The organism is Ignatzschineria rhizosphaerae, from assembly GCF_022655595.1.
GTDB classification, from domain to species: Bacteria; Pseudomonadota; Gammaproteobacteria; order Cardiobacteriales; family Wohlfahrtiimonadaceae; genus Ignatzschineria; species Ignatzschineria rhizosphaerae.
Map to the genome: position 1 here is coordinate 2677064 of NZ_CP093379.1, position 22037 is coordinate 2699100.

At 39.6% G+C, this 22037-nt stretch carries 23 protein-coding genes; 22 read left to right on the forward strand and 1 reads right to left on the reverse strand.

The window, feature by feature from the left end:
- The first annotated feature begins 7 nt into the window (after positions 1 to 7).
- The 15 genes from MMG00_RS12195 to MMG00_RS12260 all read left to right on the forward strand — a co-directional run bounded on the left by MMG00_RS12195 (position 8) and on the right by MMG00_RS12260 (position 9256).
- Complete coding sequence (locus MMG00_RS12195) at positions 8 to 748, forward strand: DUF6651 domain-containing protein (RefSeq protein WP_242148733.1); 741 nt, start codon at positions 8 to 10, stop codon at positions 746 to 748.
- Positions 749 to 765: 17 nt separating this feature from the next.
- Positions 766 to 1758 carry a major capsid protein gene (locus MMG00_RS12200; protein WP_242148735.1) on the forward strand — a complete coding sequence of 331 codons (993 nt, stop codon included), beginning with the start codon at positions 766 to 768 and terminating at the stop codon, positions 1756 to 1758.
- Between the two features lie 59 nt (positions 1759 to 1817).
- Entirely contained in the window at positions 1818 to 2243 is a 426-nt protein-coding gene (locus tag MMG00_RS12205; protein WP_242148737.1) for a hypothetical protein, read from the forward strand.
- Between the two features lie 39 nt (positions 2244 to 2282).
- Complete coding sequence (locus MMG00_RS12210; RefSeq protein ID WP_242148738.1) at positions 2283 to 2687, forward strand: DnaT-like ssDNA-binding protein; 405 nt, start codon at positions 2283 to 2285, stop codon at positions 2685 to 2687.
- On the forward strand, positions 2684 to 3040 hold the full coding sequence (locus tag MMG00_RS12215; RefSeq protein ID WP_242148740.1) for a hypothetical protein: 357 nt from the start codon (positions 2684 to 2686) through the stop codon (positions 3038 to 3040). Before MMG00_RS12210 ends, MMG00_RS12215 begins: the two co-directional genes overlap by 4 nt.
- The gene (locus tag MMG00_RS12220; RefSeq protein WP_242148742.1) at positions 3040 to 3393 is read left to right on the forward strand and encodes an HK97 gp10 family phage protein; all 354 of its coding nucleotides are present in this window, start codon (positions 3040 to 3042) and stop codon (positions 3391 to 3393) included. The genes MMG00_RS12215 and MMG00_RS12220 overlap by 1 nt, the downstream gene beginning before the upstream one ends.
- Positions 3380 to 3769 carry a phage tail terminator-like protein gene (locus tag MMG00_RS12225; protein WP_242148744.1) on the forward strand — a complete coding sequence of 130 codons (390 nt, stop codon included), beginning with the start codon at positions 3380 to 3382 and terminating at the stop codon, positions 3767 to 3769. The genes MMG00_RS12220 and MMG00_RS12225 overlap by 14 nt, the downstream gene beginning before the upstream one ends.
- An 8-nt stretch (positions 3770 to 3777) precedes the next feature.
- Complete coding sequence (locus MMG00_RS12230) at positions 3778 to 4239, forward strand: hypothetical protein (protein WP_242148746.1); 462 nt, start codon at positions 3778 to 3780, stop codon at positions 4237 to 4239.
- Positions 4240 to 4243: 4 nt separating this feature from the next.
- A complete protein-coding gene (locus MMG00_RS12235; RefSeq protein WP_242148748.1) occupies positions 4244 to 4672 on the forward strand; it encodes a hypothetical protein in 429 nt (142 codons plus the stop codon).
- A 110-nt stretch (positions 4673 to 4782) separates the two neighbouring features.
- Positions 4783 to 4986, forward strand: a complete 204-nt coding sequence (locus MMG00_RS14395; RefSeq protein WP_432805949.1) for a phage tail assembly chaperone — start codon at positions 4783 to 4785, stop codon at positions 4984 to 4986.
- A gap of 105 nt (positions 4987 to 5091) precedes the next feature.
- Complete coding sequence (locus tag MMG00_RS12240; RefSeq protein WP_242148751.1) at positions 5092 to 5286, forward strand: hypothetical protein; 195 nt, start codon at positions 5092 to 5094, stop codon at positions 5284 to 5286.
- Positions 5287 to 5645: 359 nt separating this feature from the next.
- Positions 5646 to 6200, forward strand: a complete 555-nt coding sequence (locus tag MMG00_RS12245; RefSeq protein ID WP_242148753.1) for a Rha family transcriptional regulator — start codon at positions 5646 to 5648, stop codon at positions 6198 to 6200.
- 17 nt (positions 6201 to 6217) lie between these two features.
- Positions 6218 to 6520, forward strand: coding sequence for a hypothetical protein (locus MMG00_RS12250; protein ID WP_242148756.1), 303 nt, complete (start codon positions 6218 to 6220; stop codon positions 6518 to 6520).
- A 390-nt stretch (positions 6521 to 6910) separates the two neighbouring features.
- Entirely contained in the window at positions 6911 to 8803 is a 1893-nt protein-coding gene (locus MMG00_RS12255; RefSeq protein ID WP_242148758.1) for an ATP-binding protein, read from the forward strand.
- Positions 8804 to 8914: 111 nt separating this feature from the next.
- Positions 8915 to 9256 carry a hypothetical protein gene (locus tag MMG00_RS12260; protein WP_242148761.1) on the forward strand — a complete coding sequence of 114 codons (342 nt, stop codon included), beginning with the start codon at positions 8915 to 8917 and terminating at the stop codon, positions 9254 to 9256.
- A gap of 200 nt (positions 9257 to 9456) precedes the next feature.
- On the opposite strand, the gene MMG00_RS12265 is transcribed toward MMG00_RS12260, so the two are convergent.
- A complete protein-coding gene (locus MMG00_RS12265) occupies positions 9457 to 10212 on the reverse strand; it encodes an SHOCT domain-containing protein (protein ID WP_242148763.1) in 756 nt (251 codons plus the stop codon).
- 162 nt (positions 10213 to 10374) lie between these two features.
- Between MMG00_RS12265 and MMG00_RS12270 the strand changes: the two genes are divergently transcribed.
- The 7 genes from MMG00_RS12270 (at position 10375) to MMG00_RS12300 (ending at position 22009) form a co-directional block, all read left to right on the forward strand.
- Positions 10375 to 13617, forward strand: coding sequence for a tape measure protein (locus MMG00_RS12270; protein ID WP_242148765.1), 3243 nt, complete (start codon positions 10375 to 10377; stop codon positions 13615 to 13617).
- Between the two features lie 22 nt (positions 13618 to 13639).
- Positions 13640 to 13960 carry a phage tail protein gene (locus tag MMG00_RS12275; RefSeq protein WP_242148767.1) on the forward strand — a complete coding sequence of 107 codons (321 nt, stop codon included), beginning with the start codon at positions 13640 to 13642 and terminating at the stop codon, positions 13958 to 13960.
- A 38-nt stretch (positions 13961 to 13998) separates the two neighbouring features.
- The gene (locus MMG00_RS12280; RefSeq protein WP_242148769.1) at positions 13999 to 14673 is read left to right on the forward strand and encodes a phage minor tail protein L; all 675 of its coding nucleotides are present in this window, start codon (positions 13999 to 14001) and stop codon (positions 14671 to 14673) included.
- A 50-nt stretch (positions 14674 to 14723) separates the two neighbouring features.
- Positions 14724 to 15413, forward strand: coding sequence for an NlpC/P60 family protein (locus MMG00_RS12285; protein WP_242148771.1), 690 nt, complete (start codon positions 14724 to 14726; stop codon positions 15411 to 15413).
- On the forward strand, positions 15410 to 16120 hold the full coding sequence (locus MMG00_RS12290) for a tail assembly protein (RefSeq protein WP_242148773.1): 711 nt from the start codon (positions 15410 to 15412) through the stop codon (positions 16118 to 16120). Before MMG00_RS12285 ends, MMG00_RS12290 begins: the two co-directional genes overlap by 4 nt.
- A gap of 4 nt (positions 16121 to 16124) precedes the next feature.
- Complete coding sequence (gene gpJ / locus MMG00_RS12295; RefSeq protein WP_242148775.1) at positions 16125 to 20804, forward strand: TipJ family phage tail tip protein; 4680 nt, start codon at positions 16125 to 16127, stop codon at positions 20802 to 20804.
- A gap of 62 nt (positions 20805 to 20866) precedes the next feature.
- Positions 20867 to 22009: a phage tail fiber protein gene (locus tag MMG00_RS12300; protein ID WP_242148778.1), complete on the forward strand. Its 1143-nt coding sequence runs from the start codon at positions 20867 to 20869 to the stop codon at positions 22007 to 22009.
- Positions 22010 to 22037 lie beyond the last annotated feature (28 nt).

The following is a 22037-nucleotide window of genomic DNA, read 5'->3' on the forward strand; positions in this document are numbered from 1 at the left end:
ATTAGATATGTGGAAAAAAGACGAAAACGGGAATTTGGTAGCTGATGACAAAGGCAATCCAATTTTAATCACAGCTGATGGTAAAGAGGAGGGGTTCTCTCTTGAAGCCAATAAACAGCATATTAGTTCAATCAATGCAGAGTCAGCATCAAGACGAAAGGAGATTGATTCACTTAAAGAGCAATTGAAACCTTTTGAAGGATTAGATCCAACTAAAGCGCGAGAAGCAATTGAGAAGGTGAAATCTTTCAGTGAAAAGGATTTAGTGGATGCCGGTAAGGTTGACGAGATCAAAGCAGAAATGAAGCGAGTACACGATGCGCAGCTAAGCGAGGCGAACTCAAAAGCTGAGGGGTACAAGCAACAAATGCAGTCATACATCATCGGGCAGTCATTTGGTGATTCTAAATTTGTAACGGAAAAACTCAATATTCCGGCAGATATGGCTCGCAAGTTCTTCAGCGATAACTTCGTTGTTGATGAGAATAACCGAGTTGTAGCGCTTCATGATCCAAGCAATCCAAACAGCATCGTTTTCTCAGAAGCAAATGCGGGAGAACCAGCATCTTTTGATGAAGCATTAGCAAAGTTTGTAAACGCATATCCAAACAAGGATCAGATCCTAAAATCAAGCGGCAATCAGGGCGGAGGCACTAACAATAGTCATAAAGGCGGATCTAATGCGCCTAAATCTCTATCAGAGTGTACAACCGAAGCAGAACGCATCGCTTACTTAGAAAGCATTTAATAAAGGAAATATAAAATATGGCATTCGATTTAGAGAAGTTTAATAAGCAAGTCTACACAACAATGACTGAAACAGTCGATCAAGACATTGCAAAATTCAATGAGGCATCAGGCTATGCGATTGAGCTAGTCAATGAGCCGTCACAAGGGGACTTTAGCATTAAGGCATCATTCAAGCAGATTTCAGGCTTAGTGCGTCGCCGTAATGTGAATAGTCAAGATACTGTACAAGCTACTCGCTTAAAACAGCTTTTAGAAGTTGCGGTAAAAGTTGCAGCAGGTACGCCGCCAGTTGAGTTTGAGAAAGCACAATATGAGTGGGTTAAACAAAATCCTGCATTGGCAGCTTTAACAATTGGTGAGCAGTTAGCAAAAGCTCGTTTAGCGGATATGCTCAATGCGGCATTATCTTGTGCTGTTGCAGCGCTTACTAATAATAAAGATGTGGTAACGGATTTATCGACCGAGAAAGCATCGTTTAGAGCGTTAAATAAAGCAGCTTCAAAGTTTGGAGATCGCTCTAATTCCCTTCGTGCTTGGGCGATGCACTCCTCTGTAGTACATGCGCTTTACGATAATGCGCTTACGAACGGCGAGCACTTATTCTCATACGATAGCGTGAACGTATCACGAGATCCTTTCGGTAAGTTGCTTGTTGTGACGGACTCAGACGCACTGATCAAATCCCAAGAAGATGGTACGTACAATGTATTGGGATTAGTTGAACAAGCGATTGCAGTTGCTGATAACAACGACTTTAACGCAGAACTTGTGGCAACAACGGGTAAAGAGAATATCCAATACACCTATCAGGCTGAGTGGTCTTACAATGCCGGCATTCTTGGTTACTCATGGGATACCACTAAAGGCGCTTCTCCAACTGATGCGGCGCTCGCAACGCCTGAAAACTGGAAGAAGCACGCAACATCTAACAAGGATACAGCTGGTGTTCTTTTAATCGTGGCAGATGCTTTAGAAGATTCAGGCTTAGATGGTGGTTTAGGCGACTAATCCAGTCAATTTTAAATTCAAGGCGGCTTAGGTCGCCTTTTTTAATGAGGTAAATAAACATGACAAAAGAAACAAAACAAGAAACAAAATTTGAAAAGCGCGAATGGGCTAAAGGTGATCGCCCTGGTGCTTCGGACTTTAATCGTATTGAGGGCGGTATTGAGTCGGCTCATGAGCGAGTAGACCAATTGGTACAGACAGTTAACGATAATGCGACTGCTCAAGCTCAGGCAAATTCTGTAGCGAATAATAACGCTCCTGAAGTAGAGCTTCCTGAACCTGTGATTTTAACTGTTGATGCAGAAGATCTAATTGAGCGAGTAAAGTTAATTCCAAAGCTTGAAGGTAAGGCTAGTGCGGCAGAACTGCAAAGGGCATTTAATGCTCTACATGATGCTATTACAGGTGCAAGTACCCAAGAGAATTCGGAGGAAGATCCTGTGGAAGGCGAGGAATCCGAAGAGCGGGAAGAAGTTCAGGAATAAACAACGGGGCGTAACAGCCCCTTTTTCTTAGGAGAAAGTATGGATAGTTACGCAACGCTTGATTGTGCCAATGAGTATCACGAAAAGCGTCAATCAGCTTTGATGTGGTCAATGCTTAGTGATGAGCAGAAGAATCAACGATTAGTGTCAGCAACAGACTTTATTGATATCAATTTCGAGTTTAAAGATGATTTGAACATCAAAGCAAAAGAAAGCGGAGAAGTTCCAAATCAGCTCGTTAATGCGACTTGTGAAGTGGCGGCGATGAATGAGCTTGTTATTGGTAAAACTCGTGATAAAGATCGGGTAAAAGTCGATGTGATCGAGATTAATTACACGCCTGATAGTGGTTCTGCTTATTCAGATGGCATTGACCGTATTACTAAGATGCTAAAGGGGCTTCTTGCTCAATCGAGTGGGATTAGCTTTAAGGTGTACCGATGACTTTTGATTATGACGAAATACTCACAATTGTTAATGATGCAATCCCTGAATTTGGCGTTGAATGTTCGGCTGTTTTAGAGATTGAAGGCGATTACGATCCTGAAATAGACTCAAGCTCAACAAAGCTCGAAACGAAGGGGTTTGCGGTAATCACTAACTTTAATCTTCGTGATAGCGATCAGAACAATCTGATTGAGGTAGGAGATAAGATCCTTTTGGCAATGCCTTCTTTGCAATTAGCGAAAGGCTCTATCGTCACTGTTAACGGTGAAGAATGGAGAGTTGAAAATCCTAATCCAATTCAGCCGGCATCAACGATTGTTCTCTATAAGGCTCACGTAAGGAGGGTTTAATGGGAATTAAGGAGCAAATTGAAGCGGCAAAAAATGAAATTCTTTTAGAGGTCGAGGGTGACGTTAGAAAGGCGGCTTTACTCTTAAAGTCGAAGATCGAGCAGAAAGTGCCTGTTGATACTGGTGAGTTAAAAGGCTCTTGGAGTCTGATCGAAGAAACCCCTTACTCGTTCCAAGTCGTATCAAGTGCAGCTCATGCAACGATTGTGGAATACGGTCTTTTTACAACGTTAGTTGATGAGAAAACTGGACGAATGAGGGAGACACCTAAGACTCTTGACGGTTATTCCAAGCAAGCACCTAAAGGGTTCGCTCGTATAGCTATTCAAGAGGTAATCAATGAGTTTAAGTGATATCAAGCAAGCTTTTGAGATCAAAGTTCGTGATTTTGCAAAGAAACATAGTCTTAGCGTGAGTTATGAAAACGTCCCTTATCAAGGCAAAGGCGAGTATTTAGAGTGCTCCACGCTTCCGATTAAACCTCACGTTGTCACGATGACTCATCAAGAGCATCAAGCAATCTTTCAAGTGAATTTCTACATGAAAGAGGGCGAATCAGCGAGACGATCTGATCGGTTAGTCGAAGAGTTCTCAAGTCTATTCAGCATTGGCGACAAAATCAAAAGTGCAGAGATATTCGAGCCAGTTGAAGTATCCCCAAGTATTAAATCAAGCGGTAAGTATATGACCGCAGTATCAATTTATTTTAAGTTTAATAGAAAAGTTTAGGAGTGAATATGAGTTCAACTTTAGTAGCAAAATCAAAACTGTTTATCAGTAAAACCACTTGCAATAATCTAGCAGATAAACCGGAAGATTCAGAGCTTATCCAAATCGCATGCGGAGCGACTGGATTAGATATTCAGGTAGCGGCAGCTGATAAGTCAGATGAAACCACAATTTGTGATGGCAGCCCAAAATCTAAAAAAGGCTTTCCTGGTGAGAGTACGGGAACTCTCCCGATGCTTTACTCCTCAGATGAGGATAGCGCCTATGTGGCAGTTCGAAAGGCAGCAGAACTAGGAGATAACCGCTATATGCGATGGGAGTCTAATGAAGGTGGTGGCGAAGAATTTATTGCTTATGTAGATTCGCATAACTTTGGGCTTCAACTTAAGGGAATCGTCACAGCAAGCATGAGCCTCGTTATCAACGAAGGGCCAGAACAAATCACAATTCCAGCAAGTTTAGGAGAGTAAGAAAATGAATTTAATGAATTACAGTAAAGACAAGTTTGAAAAATCGCAAAAGATGGAGGTGTTATACCCAACAGGAGCAAAAAGCGGTGGGGTTATTTATATCCGATCTCTGAAGTCTAAAGCTGTGCAAACCAAGATTGACGAGATTGCAAAGCTAAATAATCAAGTGAAAGCTCAAGGGGTAGGAGCGGCGGTAGATAATGATATCGAAATAGCATGTGAGATTGTCGATAGTATTGATGGGTTTACTATCGAAGAAGCAGATAACACGATCGGTTTTGAGTTGTCTGATGGGAATAAAATCGTCTCTACTCGTGAGAATATTAAGCTGCTCTTGGAGAATTTCCCGTTTATCAGAAGCCAAATTGCAGTTAAGGCACAAGATGATAATTTTTTTTACAAGAGCTCAGAGACAGAGCAAAAGACTGCATAGAGTTCTATTTTAGACCTGTTGGGGAGAGTAAAGAAACTCTCTTTCAGCAGGTTTCAGCTACTGCCAAGCAGGTTGATAGCGATATAGGGGATCTAATAGATATTCCTGAAATTCCTCTTTACTATCAGCATGTATGGGCATGGTTTATCGACTTAAATCAGGCTCGGAGCAGTGGAGGATTTGGAGTTAATCCAATCTCGTATGACTCAATAGATGCCTACTTTCGAGTAATGAGCATTGAAGCAACCAGAGATGACATTCAGGCTTTAAAGATACTCGACTCGCTTTATCTTGAGGCGATATCAGAAAAATAAGGGATTCTTCGGAGTCCCTTTTTTAATACATAAAAAAAGCGTTGTAGTGCGGCAAACACTCAACGCCTTTTGATTGACTATGTGAAAAGGAAATCAATCAAATCTATGAATGATTATATGAAGAAACTAGGCAAAAGTCTAGAAATGGGAGTGAGTATGAAAACTTCACTTGAAGGTAAGGCTTCTGAGAAAGCAGCAGGAAGAGCTATTTTGATCAAAAGTATAGGAGCCTCAATTATGTTTATTTGCTTTGGGATCACGCCAGTACTATTCACCCTGATGTATTTCTTTAGAGGGTAAGTATGCAAGTGAAAATCGAAGGTAAGATGAGCGAAAAAGGTGCTTACAGGGTTGCGATGATCCTAAACATAGGGATCGCTCTGTTCTTAGCTCTTGTTGGTACTGAGATATTAATCTGGGCTATGAAATGAAGGTGTCAGTAAAGATCAACCAAAAGGCATCAGAAGCAGATAAGAAAAAAGCTAAAACAATATTTTTTACGATGGCGGGCATTGGGCTCGCTTTTTTATTGAGTTGTATTTGTATCGGCTTGATGTTCTGGCTGATGAAGTAACAGCTTTTTTAATGCAAAAAATAAACCCCTTTTCGAGCGATATCGATCAGGGGTTTTAATTTAAATATGAATAAGGAAATTATATATGTTAAATGAAAATGTAGCAAATCAGACAAATGAAGTAGCGGAATTAGATTTAGTTTTTATCAGTGATAAAGAGGTTATGACGGATAGCTTGCTTATAGCAAGGAGATTTGAAAAGAGGCATGACTATGTTTTGCGGAGTATTTCCAAGCTACTTAAAAATAACGCTGGATTAAAAGGTCTCCCCACTTTTGAGGAGAGCTCATATTTGGATTCCCAAGGGAAAGTTCAGCCTAAATATCTCTTAACAAAAGATGCGATGATACTTCTAGTTATGGGGTATACCGGCAAAAAGGCAATGGAATTTAAAATTGATTACATTAATGCCTTCAATGTTATGTATGAACACATCAAAACCCAAGCCAGCTTACAAGATCGTCTATTTGCAGCTATGCAGGAAGAAGATGTTTCAGCGGCTAAAGGGAGTCTTGGCGGAACATTGATGCAAGAACGTAAAGTAGAGAAACCTATCCTTAGAGCCAAAATAGAAGACCTCATAAGCCTGATGCAGGGCGATATTGATTATAAATCTACTGATAACAAGAAAATCCACTAATTGATTGAGGTATTAAAATGAAAGATATAAATCTAGAGTTAATGAATGAGCCAAGAGAAAATGCCGGTGTAAAAAGGCTTCATGAGATTTTTTTAAGTGGCGGTGAGCCTACGAGTCAAGAGTGGGAAGATGGCTATGCTGATGCAGTATTCGAGTGGGAAAGGAGTAGCATGGAAGGGCTTGCCTTATTACGGGCTTTAAAGGTGCTAGATAAGGCTAACTTCGCTAAAGTTTGGAATCAATATGAGTCTATTTTGGCAGAGGAAATCGCTAAAAAAGTAGAGGAACTTGAATCAATCGAGGTTGAGGTTACCCACTAACAAGAAAAGCTCAATTAAAAAGACCGTGGAGGACTGCACCAGTTTGTGCAGTCAGATTTGAAGCTGAGCAATTGCCCGATAAGCCGTCATTTATCCCGTAAGCGCAAAAATGCGTTGACGTTAGTCGTGATCCCGACCGACCTCTTGAGGCTCTATTTATCAGTGGTTTGAACTGGCGCAAAATCTGCACTAGTTGGGATACGGAAAGAATTAAGAATATGGATGGTCGGATAACTCTTAGTGAGGATTCGTTCTTGAAGATTAAATCAGAAATGAACGAGATTTCCAAAGCTGTATCGGAAGTCAAAAGTCTGATTTAAGTATTAACAGTAAATATATGGATAGCCCTGATTTAAGGGCTATTTGTCGTTTAATTTAATTAGAGGTAACATGAAAGCAACTTTAAGTGATCAAGGCCTCAATTCAATGAAAACAAATCTACCTAGAATCTCAGGATATCTGTATAAAAACGTTACAGTTAATGATGTTTTAAAAGAGTCTGTAATGAATTCTATACAGGCAAATGCGACTCAGATTGATATTACTCTGGGGTATCAGTATGACAGTACTATTGATGGTGAAGCTTCAGGTATGGGGCGCTTAAATAAGATATCCATCAGAGATAATGGTGATGGGCTTACAAAGAGAAATACCGATGCTTTTTTTGAAGTTGCTACTGATAATAAAGCGGGGATTGGAGGGAAGGGAATTGGTCGGATCTCTTTCTTGAAGATAGCTAATAGAATTGAAGTTGAGAGCGTCTCAAAAGAAGGGAAGTTAGTTAAATTCCCTTTCTCATTTGATGCTAAAAGAGAGGATGTAATAACATCTGATTGCAGAAATAAAGATACTTATACGCAAATCGTCTTGAGCGATTTAAATTTAAGACGATATGGCACACAGCCAGCATCGTGTGTTTCTTTTTTGAAAGAGAAGTTCAACCTGATGCTTTTTTTAAAGCAGCAAGATACTGGGAAAAATATATCGATCAATGTTTTTGTTAATAACTCTAAATTTGAGAGTATAAATAGCGAGGATATCAACTATTTAGAGAGCAGGCAGTATGAGAGTGGATCTTGTAATTTTCTTATTTATGTATTTAGAAATAAGAGCAAGAACGGAATAGCTATATCTTATTGCGCCAACAACCTTCAAGTTGACTCAGATGTAGTAAGCAAAGACTTTAAAACGCAGTATATATTTGCGATCACATCTGAATTCTTAGATGAGAATGCTAACGCAGAAAGAACTAGATTTGATTTTAGAGATTTTGATGATTCAGAGCAGGAGGATGCAATATTACTTGCTCCCAATAAAGGATTTAAAGATGAGCTTAAAAAGCTATGTTTGGAAATAGTTCACCAGCATGAGCCTGATCTAGGAAAGGAAAATAAAACAAAGCTAAGTAAACTCAAAGAGCGGTACGGGTATATTAACTTTGATGATATTGACCCAAGTAGTTTATTTTTTGATGAAAAAAGAATAATTGAAGATTACAGAAAAAAAGTTAATGACAGTGAAGATAGATTGGTTGCGCTTCTTGATAGGGCTGACATATCAATTGATCAGCTTGCTAGTGAAGTCACGGAGCAGAATAAGCATGAATTGGCTAAATATATATTCCATAGAGATATAGTGGCCAAAAAAGGACTAGGGCTAACAGGTTCAAAAGAGAATGAAGATATCTTGCATAGTTTATTCTTTCCACAAAAAGCGACAGCTAAATCCAAGGAAGGCAAGCAAAAGAATGAGATGGGGTTATATGAGAACAGTATATGGTTGCTAGATGATAAGTTCATGTCATTTGTTTACACTGCGTCAGATGTCGCCATGAAAAGGATATATGATGAGGTTGGTGACAAGAATGCCCCTAAAGCTCCAAGAGATCGCCCTGATTTATTTATTTTGTACAATAATCCTGAAAAAAGCGATTCATTTAAAGATGTCGTATTGATTGAATTCAAAAAAGGAGATATTAACTATTTAGAGAAGGCATCAGGAATAGATCAGGCTGTTCGGTATAAAATGGCACTTATGGATATGGTGGATAATATAAGAAATTTCTACTGTTATATTATTTGTGATTTCGATGCTAATGATGAAAACCTAGAATTAGTTATGAGGGATAGGACTTTCACGAAAGTATTTAGCAATGATGGTTGTATGTATTATGGGTATTTACCAGGCTCTAAAACACACATAACATTTATCTCGTCCAAGAGTATATTCACCGATGCAGTAGCAAGAAATGAAACATTTTTAAATATTTTAAAGAATAGTTAAAAGCCTAATCTAAATTTAATCATTAATTAAAAATAGCTCCTTAACTGGGGCTATTTGTGCTTCTAAGGGAAAAGTGAGGTAAGATTAAATGATCAAATTTTAGGAGAGATTATGAAGCGTTTATTGGCAATGGTTATGGTTTCGTTATTTGTTGTGGGATGCAGTCAAAGCGAGGAGTCTAAAGAAGAGATGGACAAAATCGCTAGGATTAGGGTGGCTAAAGAATCTATTCAGAAGACCCTTGTAGACCCAAAATCAGCAGAGTACAAGGATATATATGTTCACAAAAATAGAGAAGGCGTGAAAGCTGTTTGTGGTTATGTGAATGCAAAAAATAGGCTTGGGGGATATGCAGGCTATGAACCATTTTTGGCTGTAGGGAGTATTGCCGCAACAAAATCACAGGGTGGCAAGGAATTTGCTGAGGCTTGGAATACTTACTGTGAAGGCTAACAGCCTTCCCTAGCACAAAACCGTAAAAGAAAATCATGTAAATGCCCTTTAATTAGGGCTTTTTTATTGTCCAAAAATAGATAGGAAGAGAAAATATGGCAGATTTAGGGATGCTTATTAAAGTCCAAGCAGTGGGGGTTAGTGGCGTTGAGTCAGATTTAGATCGCCTCACTTAGAGTCTAATCAAAAGAAGAGGGTTTTTAGGGGTTTAAGATTTTTATTTTCTCGGCTTGAAACTCATCATCCGTTAGTACACCTCGATCTTTTAGACTGGCGAGTCTTTCCAATTTTGAGATAGTGTTGGCTTCATCTGATAGATCTAATGGAAGAGAGGCATTTTTTTTATCAATCATATCTGCTTGATGGATGATTACATTTAGTGTGCTTTCCCATTTTCTAGCAGAGCTTATTGCTTCTTGATAGATTTCGTCATTCTTTTCAACTTCTTGATCTAAAAAGTGAATGATGTGATCAGGGTTGACGGTACTGTTGACAACGACACGAAGAATAATGCTATTAGCATTAGTTGATGTTTTTTTAGAGCCAGAAAGCCCACCTATAACAGCTCCTACTCCGCCTAAAAGAATTGAGCCTAATAAAGCACCACCTATTTGGCTAGTTCTAGATGTTTTAGTAATAGAAACTCCATCTTCAATTAATTCAACTAAGAGCACATCCTGAAAGCTAATCATTGTTAAATTGAAGGGGTGTTGGCTTTGTATTAGGCATATTTTCTTTCTATCTTCATCAATAGCTATACCTGTTTTTAGGCGTGGAGCGAGATAGTAGCCAGTAGCAGTGAAACTATCAAGATTATTTATGGATTTTAGTATTAAGGTATCTTTACTTTTGTCGATCTCTTTTTGGGTTTCGCCCCACATTTTTAAAAGGAGAGTAAGAGCATAGAGAGCAGGGATAGCTAAAACAAGCAACCCCCAAAACATATTAGGATTCATATATAGACCTCGGAGTAAAGATTACTGGTGAACAAGATACATATGATTACATAAGTTGCTGATAGTTTGTAGTATCAAAAATTTTATATTGTGATGGAAGTTATTTTATGCCTGCTTATGCAGGCTTTTTTATAGTGAAAATAAGTTAATAAGGAGAGATAAATGGCTGATTTAGGTATGTACATCAGGGTTAGTGCTGTTGGGGCGGATAGGGCTGAAGATGCTTTAAATAAAGTTGCTAATACTGCTGATAAGCTAGAAAGAAAATCAGGGAGTGCTAGTGGAAAAGTAGATGATCTTGGGAACTCTTTGGAGAAGACAGGTAGAAAAGCAAGAGATGCAGAGCAGTATTTGGGGTTGGCAGAGAAGGCTATAAAAGGACTAGTAACACTTCAAGTTACACGGAGCTTGCTTGATATTGGCGATAATTACAGAGCAATGAGTGAGCGGGTGAGGATGGCGACAGATAGCTTGGGAGAATTTAATTTCGTTCAGCAGAGATTACTGCAATCTGCAAATACTTCATTCAGATCTTTAGCTGAAGCTCAAGAGATGTTTATTGCTACATCTGGAAACTTGAGGTCGATGGGGTATTCTCTAGGACAAGCTTTAGATATTACAGACAGTCTCAGCTTTGCCTTTGTCCGTAATGCTACGTCAGCCCAAAGAGCCGAATCTGCGATTATTCAATATGATAAAGCTCTGAGTAAGGGGGTAATGAATGGCGAGCAGTGGCGTGTATTTTCAGGTGCAGTTGAGACTGTGGCGAAAAATATAGGAGATGTTTATGGTAAGACTGCACAAGAAATAGATAAAATGGGGCATGATGGGCTTCTGACTGTTCAAATGATTAACGAAGGACTTCTAAGATCGTTAAATGAAAATAAGGTTGCCGCAGATTCAATGGCAAATACAGTTGGGGATTCCTTTGTTAAGTTGAATAATGAGTTTAGTCACTTATGGGGAAATATTAACGAAAGCCTAGGGGTTACTTCTCTATTTGCATCAACAGTTATCGGTATTGCTGATAATTTGGAGTATGCTTTAATTCCAGTCTTAGTGGCTGCATCAGTGGTAACAGGGAGAATGACTTCAGGGTTGATTACTACTGCAAATTCATTTAGAAAATCAGCATTCGAAGCTAGTAGGTATCAAGTGAAGTTAGCAGAATTAACAGGGGCTTCTCGAGTGGCTGCTAGATCAATGGTAGCAACATCTGTTGCTGCTCAAGGATTATCTTCAACAATTGCATTTTTAGGAGGACCGGTTGGAGCGTTGACAACTGCAGTGACAATAGCTACAGGAGGTTGGATGTTATTTGCAAATAGCACTAGAGATGCAAAATCAGAAGTAGGTCAATTGGAGCAAGAGGTAATGGATCTAACTGAGCGCTTGAAAACGATGAATAAAGAAAAGGTCGAAGGTGCTCAAATAAAATATTCCGACATGTTTTTAGATTTGTCAGAAAAGAGGAGAGGGTTAGAGTCTGATATTGATGCTATTGAGTCGCAATTAGAGGGTTTTTATAGAAGGCAGAGATTATATGCTGCTAGAGGAGTTGAAGATGCCAGCACAAACAATTTGATTGCGAGAGATCAAAAAAGGTTAGCACTACTTAAAGAGGAAGCAACTTATACAGATGATGCCTTAAAAATTGTATCGGATACTTTGGAATTAATTCAGGAAAGAGCTAAAACGGCAGGAGGGCAAATCATTGAGATGGGGGCTTGGGCTAGACTGGCGAAAAATGCTAATGAGGGATTAAACTTAGCAGGAAAGTCTTTAGATCTTTACTCTTCCATGGCTAAGAAAATGTATGAGATTAATAATAATGGGGTTGAGGCTCAGTTAGCTTTTGAGAGGGCTGTTGGTAATTTAGATGATATGGATGAGAGTACATATCAGGTATTTTTAAATTGGGCGAAGATAATTGATCAGCAACAACTCATGAAGGCAAACGATGAAGAGCTTACAAAAATACTTTCAGACGTAGAAGAGCAATATGACAATATAGGCAAAAGCGTGCAGGAGATCACTCGAGCGAAATTGATAGCAAGAGCAGTTGATTTAGGTATTGATCCTGAGCAGCTAAAGGAACTTGAATTTTGGTTGACGGCTATCGGAAATGCTCCAAATGTTGGCGGAAAAACAAGCCTAAACTACTTTGATGATACCCTTAAATCTCTCAATGATGAGCTAATCTCAACTAAAGCATTAACACAAGATCTAACTCTTTTTGGCGATCTTAGTCAATACACGGCATTTTCTGAAATGACTATGCAGTTAAACGATACTAAAGGCGTATTGGCGAATATCACGGCTTCACAAAGAGAATTACTGCTCTATAAAGCTCAAGAGCTAGATTCACAGAAGCAAATCAATGCGATTTTAGAATTAGGGCGTGATACTACTCAAGACCTTGATGATCTAGAGTTTGAAATTAGCTTATATGGCAAGAGCCAAAAAGAGATTGAAAGACTTACGTTTTTTAGAGATTTAGACAATGAAGCACGCTTGATCTCAATCGGCATGACAGAGGATAATATCGCAGTCCTGAATAGAGAGATTGAGGCACTAAAAGAGCGTTACGGCTTAATTGAAATGAACCGTGAGCATGACGAGAATAGTATCGGGAAAGGTATCGAAAGTGGCTTCCAACAATACATCGACAATATCGGCACAATGAGAGATTCATTCGCTGATGCTACGCAGTCGGTATTTGGAAATATTGAAGGCTTCCTCGTTGATTTTGCGCATACTGGAAAGCTTAACTTTAGAGATATGACGACTTCGATTCTGCAAGATTTATCGCAGATTATGATTCGTATAGCTATGATGCAGGCGGTTACAGGCATGCAAGGATGGTTATCTGGCTTAGGCTTATTCTCAGGTGGTGGAAGTGTCCCAATTAGTCCAGGTATTCCTTATCAAGCATGGACAGGCGGACTTATTCCTGAATACGCAACAGGCGGTCGAGTAATTGACTTCTCAGGCGGAGGATTCACAGGAATGGGCGGAAAGTTTGAGCCTAAAGGGATCGTTCACGGTGGCGAATATGTCATGAGTAAAGCGGCCGTTAATAATCTTGGAGTTGGGTATTTTGAACAGCTTCATGATTTAGCGAAAAGCGGACGAGGCTTTGCAAATGGCGGTCATGTTGGCAGATCATCAACGCAAATGGCAATGATGGGATATATGCCGGCAAATCACTCTACACCTCAACAGCAATCACAGCCAAGCGGAGATGTTGTTGTTCATCAAACTATTCATTATCAAAGTAGCGGTGATGGGAAAGAGGATGCGAGAAAAGCTGCTAAAGAGTTTGCAGAGAGTTATAAGACTGAATTTAAAAAGCTTTTAAAAGATGAGGTTCGAGATGGGGGAATGATTGGTCCTCGACGATAATCAAAGCTAGAAAGGAGAGTAAATGGAAGTATTTAGATGGTGTCCGCTTAGAGATCCTGAGCCTGAGATTGAATATGATGAAGCAGTGAAAGAAGTGAGTTTTGGAGATGGGTATGAGCAAGTATCCCCTGATGGATTAAATGCCAAAAGGCGAACCTTTAAAAACTTTACCTATTCAGAAGATGCCGACCAAGTGTTGGCTTTTTTTATGCGTCATGGAAAATCAAAGGCTTTTTTGCTGGATATAAAAGGGCATAAGGCAACGGTGCGTTTCAGTGAAGCACCGAAAGAGTCATTAACAACAGAAAAGCTTACAATAGAAATGAAAGAGGTATTTAGATGATTAGCGAAGAAACGAAATCAGATTTAAACAAAGCTGAGTTGCCAGTAGAAGTTGAATTATTTGAATTAGATATCAGCAAGATCAGCGGATCAACAAATGGTATTTGGCTGTTTTGTAATGAAGTTAATGAATTAAAAGAGCCGGTAGTTTGGCGAGGTAAAATCTTTATTCCTATCCCTATTAATTTCGAGGGTGCATCAAAGCGAAGTGCAGGACAAAGCAATCGCCCAACCTTAACAGTCGGAAATGTAGACGGCTATATGACGGGTGCTATCGTGATGTACAGCGGCTTAGTCGGTGCAAAGGTCACACGTTATCGAGTGCGAGCGAATCATCTTGATGCTGTGAACTTTAAAGAGGGCAATCCAGCCGCTAATCCGAATGAGTACGTTGCAGATAGCTACATCATTAATAGACCTGAATCATACAACAAGCTACAAGCGACCTTTGAGCTTGCTTTACCAACGGAAACGGACGGGGCTTCATTACCCAACCGCACGATCTTAGCGAGTATTTGCCCTTTTAAATATCGTGGCACCGGCTGTGGTTATGACGGTCACGCTATTGCCGATATTGACGGTTACGCATTAGATCCGCATGAGATGGATAAAGATCAATGCTCCAAGACTTTATATGGGTGTCAGGCTAGATTTGGGATTAATGGACAATTGCCGTTTGGAGGGTTTCCGATGGCTGATAAGGTGGCTAGATAAATATTTAAGGTTAATTTTCTCAAGAAATTAACTTAAGGGAAAAGGTAGCAATGGAAAAACAAATATTAGAACACTGCAAAAAACATGGAAATGAGGAAGCCGGCGGAATTATAAAAGCCGGTTTTTTTACGCCCTTAGAAAATGTGGCCACTGATAAAAAGGACTTCTTCGAGTTTGAATTAGACGATTGGAAAGGTGTAGAGGCAATCGTTCATTCGCACCCGGATAGCAATCAATTTTTATCACCAATGGATCGCAAAATGCAGATTAATACAGGGCTTGAATGGCAGATTGTTCATGATGACAAGATCCATAAATACCCATGCGTTCCGCTACTTCGTGGTCGTGAGTTTGAATATGGCAAGAGCGATTGCGGAACTTTAATTGAAGATGCTTTTAGCTTGATGGGAATTAACTTAGGCAGAGCAAGACGAGGCGATATGCAAAAAGATGCTGATGCTGGAATCATCATCAAGCGTTTAAAGAAAGTCGGATTTAAACAGGTCAAAGAGATTCAATCGGGCGATGTAATCGTTACTTCATCTCAAGAAGAAGGTAATCACTTAGCGTTATTTGTTGATGATACAACCGTGCTTCATCACGCATTTAATCAGCTATCAAGACGTATTCCGTATAACTACATCATTCGCAAAAGAACGCATTCAATTTGGCGACACAAGAACTTTAAGCCCGAAATGATTCAGGCCGTTTTAAATGATTTGGAGGCATCAAACTTATGAACAGAGTAACAGTGCAATTTCACGGGAATTTAGCGCAATTTGGCGAGACGTTTACGCTTTATGCAAATACAGCTAATGAGGCGATTCGCTCCCTTGCAATTCAAATTGACGGCTTAAAGCAGTATCTACGCAAAGGATATTATCGCGTTAAAGTCGATGACAAAGTCGTAACTCAATCTGAATATACCGGCATTTTAGATGTCAGCGATGGAAGCGTAATTCATGTTTCGCCAAGAGTTGCTGGGTCGGGGAAGTTTGGAACATTTATTTTAGGTGCTGTATTAACTGGCGTGAGCTTTTTGCCAGGAATGGAATTTCTTATGCCTATGGGGATCGGGTTAATGCTCGGTGGAGTCGCTCAGATGCTTATTAAGCCTAAGAAATTTAATCAAGATCATCAAGGAATTGAAGATAGTAAATCCTCAGCCTTTACCAATCTTTCAAACATCGTAGGCCAAGGTAAGAAAATTCCACGAGCATACGGGGAAATCAGAGTTGGAAGTGTTATCGCTTCTCAGTCTTTATCGTCTTATCGACCTGATGGAGCAGACAATAACAGTGAAGGCGATATCCAAGAGCCAACTTATAGCAAGAAACCGATCTTACCAATGCCGGCAGAAGATCCTAAAGGCAATCCGTATCGATTAGATCCAATGTCCGACAGCATGAGAGAAGCAGCAGTAACAATTACAACACAATGGAGTTAACTAAATGGGTGGAAAATCAGGAGGAGGCGCAAGAACTCCTGTAATTTGGGCGAATACAGCTCATTCAGCACAGCGATTAAAAGTAACAGATCTCATCAGTAGTGGTGAGATTTTTGGTTTTCAGCATGGCAACGATGAGCCTTTAAAGTCTATTTATCTTAATGGTACACCGATTCAAAATGCTGATGGATCGTTGAATTTTGGTGGGGTAAGAGCGGAATACAATCGGGGAACGGTTGATCAAGATTACATGCCTTCATTTGGTTCAGTAGATAAAGCGGTAGAAGTTGCAACGCAAGTTAAGAAAGATCGCCCAATCTCAAGAACGGTAACCAATAGCCAAGCAACATCCGTAAGAGTAACGGTAGGCGTTGATGTTTTGATGTGGTCAACATTAGAGGGCGACCAGTGGCCCACAACCGCTGAGTTGCACGTTCAACTTGTGAAGAACAATGTTATCCATACCTCTAAGCTATTTTCGATCTATGAAAAGGGTAACAAGCCTTATCGCCAAGATATCGTCTTTGATGATCTGCCAGAAGCGCCATTTGAGATTCGTTGTGTTCGTGAAATGGCAGATTCTAACGATGATATGCTGAGAAACGATACTTACTTCTTTAGCTACGTTGAATCGATTGATGCGAAGATGCGCTATCCATTATCGGCAGTTGTGGGACTTGAGATTGATTCTGAGCAGTTTGGCGATGGTATTCCCGAGAGAACCTATGGTATCAAGGGTTGTATTGTTCAGGTTCCAAGTAATTATGATCCAGTCACTCGCACTTATACCGGTCTTTGGGATCGCTTATTTAAGCCAGCATGGACGAATAACCCTGTATGGATTCTCTACGATCTTTTAACGGATGAAGTTGATGGTTTTAATGCGCTCAATAAGGGTATTAAGATCGATATTGATAACTTCTATAGTGTTGCAAAATACTGTGATGAGTTAGTCGATGATGGGAATGGCGGTAAGGAGCCTAGATTTGTCTGTAATGCTGTTTTTTATGGCGAAGATGCGTATACGGCAATTAACAATCTCTGCTCATCATTTCGTGCAGTTTGCGGCTATAACGGTGAGTATTTAACGCTCTATACTGATCGTGCGCATGATGTCGTGAGGATCTACAATAACTCAATGGTGGTTGATGGGCTTTTTGATTATGCAGAAACTGAGCTTTCACAACGCTATAACCAAGTACAAGTTCAGTGGGTTGATGCGGAGAATGGCTACGAAACAACGATTGATGAGGTATCAGATGATGCCAATATTGCGCTAGTTGAGCGGGTTATTACGCTTTCAATTGTGGCATTTGGCGTAACAAAGCTAAGCTATGCAAGAAGAGCTGCTTTGTGGGCGTTAATCACATCATTAACTGAAACCGTTGTCGTATCATTTAAAGTCGGTGCTTCCGGCATTTATCACGAGATCTATGACATCATTGAGATTGTTGATAATGATCATATTGGCACTATGCTAGGTGGTAGAATTAAAGCCATAAACGGCAGTGTGATTACGCTTGATCGTGAAGTGAATAATGCGCTTGAATTTTCAATTGAAACTAAATCGGGCCCACGAAACTTTGATGTTAAACGTCAAATTTCAGAGACTGAATATGAGTTAACTTTAGCGCCTGAGATTATTGAGAGCGCTGCATTTAACGCCATTTTGAAAGATGTCGAGCCAAGATTATTCAGATGTACGAATATCGAAGAGAACGATGATGGTACTTATACCGTTTCAGCGATTCAACATAATCCTCAGAAAGAAGCAATTGTAGATCGAGGAGCCGAGTATATTCCTTCAAAGACTACGGTTATTAATTCAGTGCCAGGACTATCTAACGGCATTGTGAATAATGATGGCCGAGCGATTATTTTAGAGTGGGATTCGCTATCTGTCATTGGCACCGAGAATACCTATCGTATTCAGCTCTTCAAAGATAAAGCATTATATAAAACTTTCGAGACAAAAGAGACTTCTTTAGGTCTTGAAAATCTCCCACAAGGTGAATATATCGCAAAAATTCGAGCGGTAAATAGCAGTGGCCAACATAGTGAAGAGCTAGTTATTGCGTTTAGCACGACCTATATTATCGATGGATTGCGAGCAAAACCAATCGTCTTTGGCATTGAGTTAAGATGGCAGTTACCGGCATTAATCACGTCTGATGCTTCAACTGAGATTTGGCATTCAGAGAGAGATGATCGAATGACTGCTACGAGATTAGCGGTTGTCCCGTATCCTCAAAGTAACTACACGTTTAATGGCTTATCAGTTGGTGACGCTTATTATTTTTGGTTTAGATTGGTGGATCGTGCCGGCAATGATGGTGAGTTTAGCTATTCGATTTTAGGCAAGCCAAGCGATAATTCAGACGATATTCTCAGCTATCTTGACGGTAAAATCTCAGAGAAAGAGATCAGTAAAGAGCTACAAGATCAATTCGACAAAAACATTGACGATGCGATAAAAGAGTCTGAAATAGTCATTAATGAAAGTATCGGCAAGTTAGAGCTCGATAATGAAAAGCTTAATATCAATATTGAGAAAATCAATGCTGATGATGTCTTGAAAGATATCTCATTAATGAATGAAGGCTACACAAGAAGATCTCAAGATGCAGTTTTAGAAGTAAATGTTGCAGATGCTTTTGCTCAGATCAAAGAAACGAATACGGTTATCGTTGATAAGACTGAAGCATTAGCGCAAAAAGATACCCAATTAGAAGCTTCAATTAATAGCAATAAAGCCGAGATTAAACGAGTAGAGCAAGTTGTTGTCGATGAAAAGCAGTCACAAGCTATTTTCAAAGAAGATGTTAAAACCAAATTCGATGAAAATGAAGCAGATGCAACTCTCTCACTAATCTCTCTTTCGACCGAAGGCTTTACTCGATCTCAACAAGATCTAATGCTTAGTGCAAATGTTGCTGATGCTCACGCTCAAATTGAAGAGACTAAAACGGTTGTCGCAAAGGAAAAAGAAGCTCAGGCGGAGATTAATACTGATATCAAATCAGAGATAGCGAAAAACTCTGCTCAAATCAAGATTAATGCTCAAACACAGGTTGATGATAATAAAGCTTTAACCAAGCAAATCAATGATGCAAGATCTGAAATGGGCAATAATAAAGCTGAGATTGAAGGGATTAAAGTAACTGTCGCTGACAATGAAAAGGCTCAAGCTGAACTAGAAGAACAAGTAACTGCTAAGTTTAATGAGAATGAAGCAGACGCTACTTTGTCGCTGATTTCATTAGCAACGGAAGGCGTTACACGCTCTCAGCAAGATTTGATGTTAAAAGCAAACGTTGGCAGCGCTCAGGCTGATATCGAAGAGACCAAAGGAGTAATCGCAGAAGCTAAGGAGGCTCAAGCAGAAATCAACACAACATTAACATCGAAAGTTAATAACAACGAAGCTCAGATCAAAGCCAATGCTCAAACTCAAGCTACTGATAAAGCGACATTGACTCAGGAAATCAACTCCGCTAACTCTAAAATCGGTAAAAATGAAGCTGAAATCAATAAAATCAAAACTACCCAAGTTAATGACCAAAAAGCAATATCAACGCTTAAATCAGAAACTAGTGCAAGATTTGATAAGAATGAAGCGGATCAGATTTTAGAGAATATCAGTTTAACGACTGAGGGGTATTCGAGAGCAAGTCAATATTCAGTGATTAGCGTAAGCGTTGCAGGTAACTCATCATTAATCGAAGAGCTTAGTAATACATTTGCTGATTTTGATGGAACGATGAGCGAGCAGATCACTCAATTGCAAAGCAAGACGAATGATCATCAAGCGCAGATTACAGAGAACAAAACTACAACAGCAAAAGTAGATGGAAAGGTTAATGCGCTTTGGACGCTTAAAGTTGACGCTAATGGCGCTATTGGTGGAATTATGCTTGGCTCAGATGGTAAGGAAAGCTTATTTAAGGTCGCAGCGGATAGCTTTATCGTAAGCACTGGCAATCAAGAGAAGAACCTTTTCATTATTCAGAGAGTGAATGGGCAAGATGTTGCATCTCTTAATGTTACTGATTTTATTATTGATGGATCTGTGAGCGCTAAAAAGTTCAATGCAGAATCATTTGAGGGGTATACGATCACTGGTGTTGAAATAAATGCTGGTCATTTTTATGGTGGAAGTATCGCTATTGGTGGTACTAAAAATAAACCTAATTTTAGTGTTGAAGAGAACGGCGATTTTTACGCTAAAAATGGTCGATTTGAAGGAACGATTTTAGCTAATAAAATTGAAGGGAATGTTGGGGAGGTTCTTAATATCCCAGCCATTCGTTATGCATCATTACTGATGTGGGGTAGTAGAACTTTCATTAAAAGGTTTGATCCTGTGCCGTGGGAAAGGAACTTGCAAGTAATATCTTCATGGTTCATTAATCAAATGGAAGGATCTTTCCATGCTGGTAATACATTTAGAGTTTCAGAGATCCGCAATAGCTCAAGAAAGGTATTAGTAGAATCAAGCGATGAAAGAATTGATATCTATAAGCAAGGTGATTTTATTCACATTCCCCCCAATGTCACTTTTTCAATTGAAATTTATCAGTCAGCCCCGACCTCATACACGGGTGGATTTGCAAGAAGTAACGCCGTTAAATTAGTGGATATTAGGTCGGGAGTTGTAGATGTAGAGTTTGAAGTGATTGAGTAAATAGTAATTAAATTAACTAAGCCCGTAATTACGGGCTTTTTTCATGTCTAAAGGAAAACAAAATGGCAAAACAAACAGGTCAAATAACAGTAGTAAAAAACAACACAGTTACAAACGTAGAGCATCAAATCCGCTTTATCTTCGTTAAGCAAAACGGAGAGCGAATTACTCGGGATACAAGCGCAAAGGGCGTGATTAATTTCGACATTCCGAACGGTGATTGGAATGTCTCATGGTTTGCGGTAAAAGGCGATCAAAAAGTCTTACCACTCAGAGCAGGGCTTCAACTAAAGATCACAAGCTCAACGCCTCCAACAGCTCTCTCAGATTGGATCTACGGAGATAATACGCATGTAGCAGATCCGATTTTGACGCAATGGACAGAAGTGCTTGATGAGATGAAGGCTGTGCGTGATAAGTTTAGAGATGAGACTCAGAGCATCGGCAACGGTAAATTTATGAAAGAGGGAGCTTATGGCGTTGGCACTATAGGTAATGCTCCTAATTTATCAATAGAATATGATATTTCAGAAAGGCTTCCTAACGGCTTTTATAAAGTAGCGGGAGGTTCAACAGGCTTTCCTAGTTGGAAAGCCTCCGGGGATTCATTAATTTCTTCTGGTTGGGGTGCTTCTTACTGGTCATCTCTCCATTTAAGTACTGATAATCGTTTAGCGATGATTAGTTCTAGAAGTGGCGTTATTTCTGAATGGGCTGAATTCTATTCAACTTCCAACACAACCGTAGACAGTAACGGCAACATCAAAGCAGCAAGCCCAATTGTTAAACTCTTCGCTAATAAAATCGAGCATAGTGGTTTTGGCGATGAAAAGCCGGTCTTTGAAAAGCTAGATACTGGTATTTACAAGATCAGTAATACGCTTGGCTTAGCAAAGGGCGAGTATGATGGCGACTGGTATATCGAAACGCCGAAAGATAAAAACGGTGACGTGCTTTTTAATATCGAATGGTCTCAAGATGAAGATAATAACGTCATTATTCGCACATATAAGCGTAGAGAAATCTATAAGATTGTCGAAGATGAAGAGGGCAATATCATGTTTGGTGAGAAGCGAGGAATATTAAATGGAGATCCCGTTGATATTAACGATGGGCGCTTCGTGTCACTGAGATTTTATGAAGATCCTGAAGTATTAGAAGCTGAAATAGCGAGGCAAGAAGCTGAGATGTTGGCTGAAGAGTAAAATAAAACCCCGATTAATTTCGGGGTCT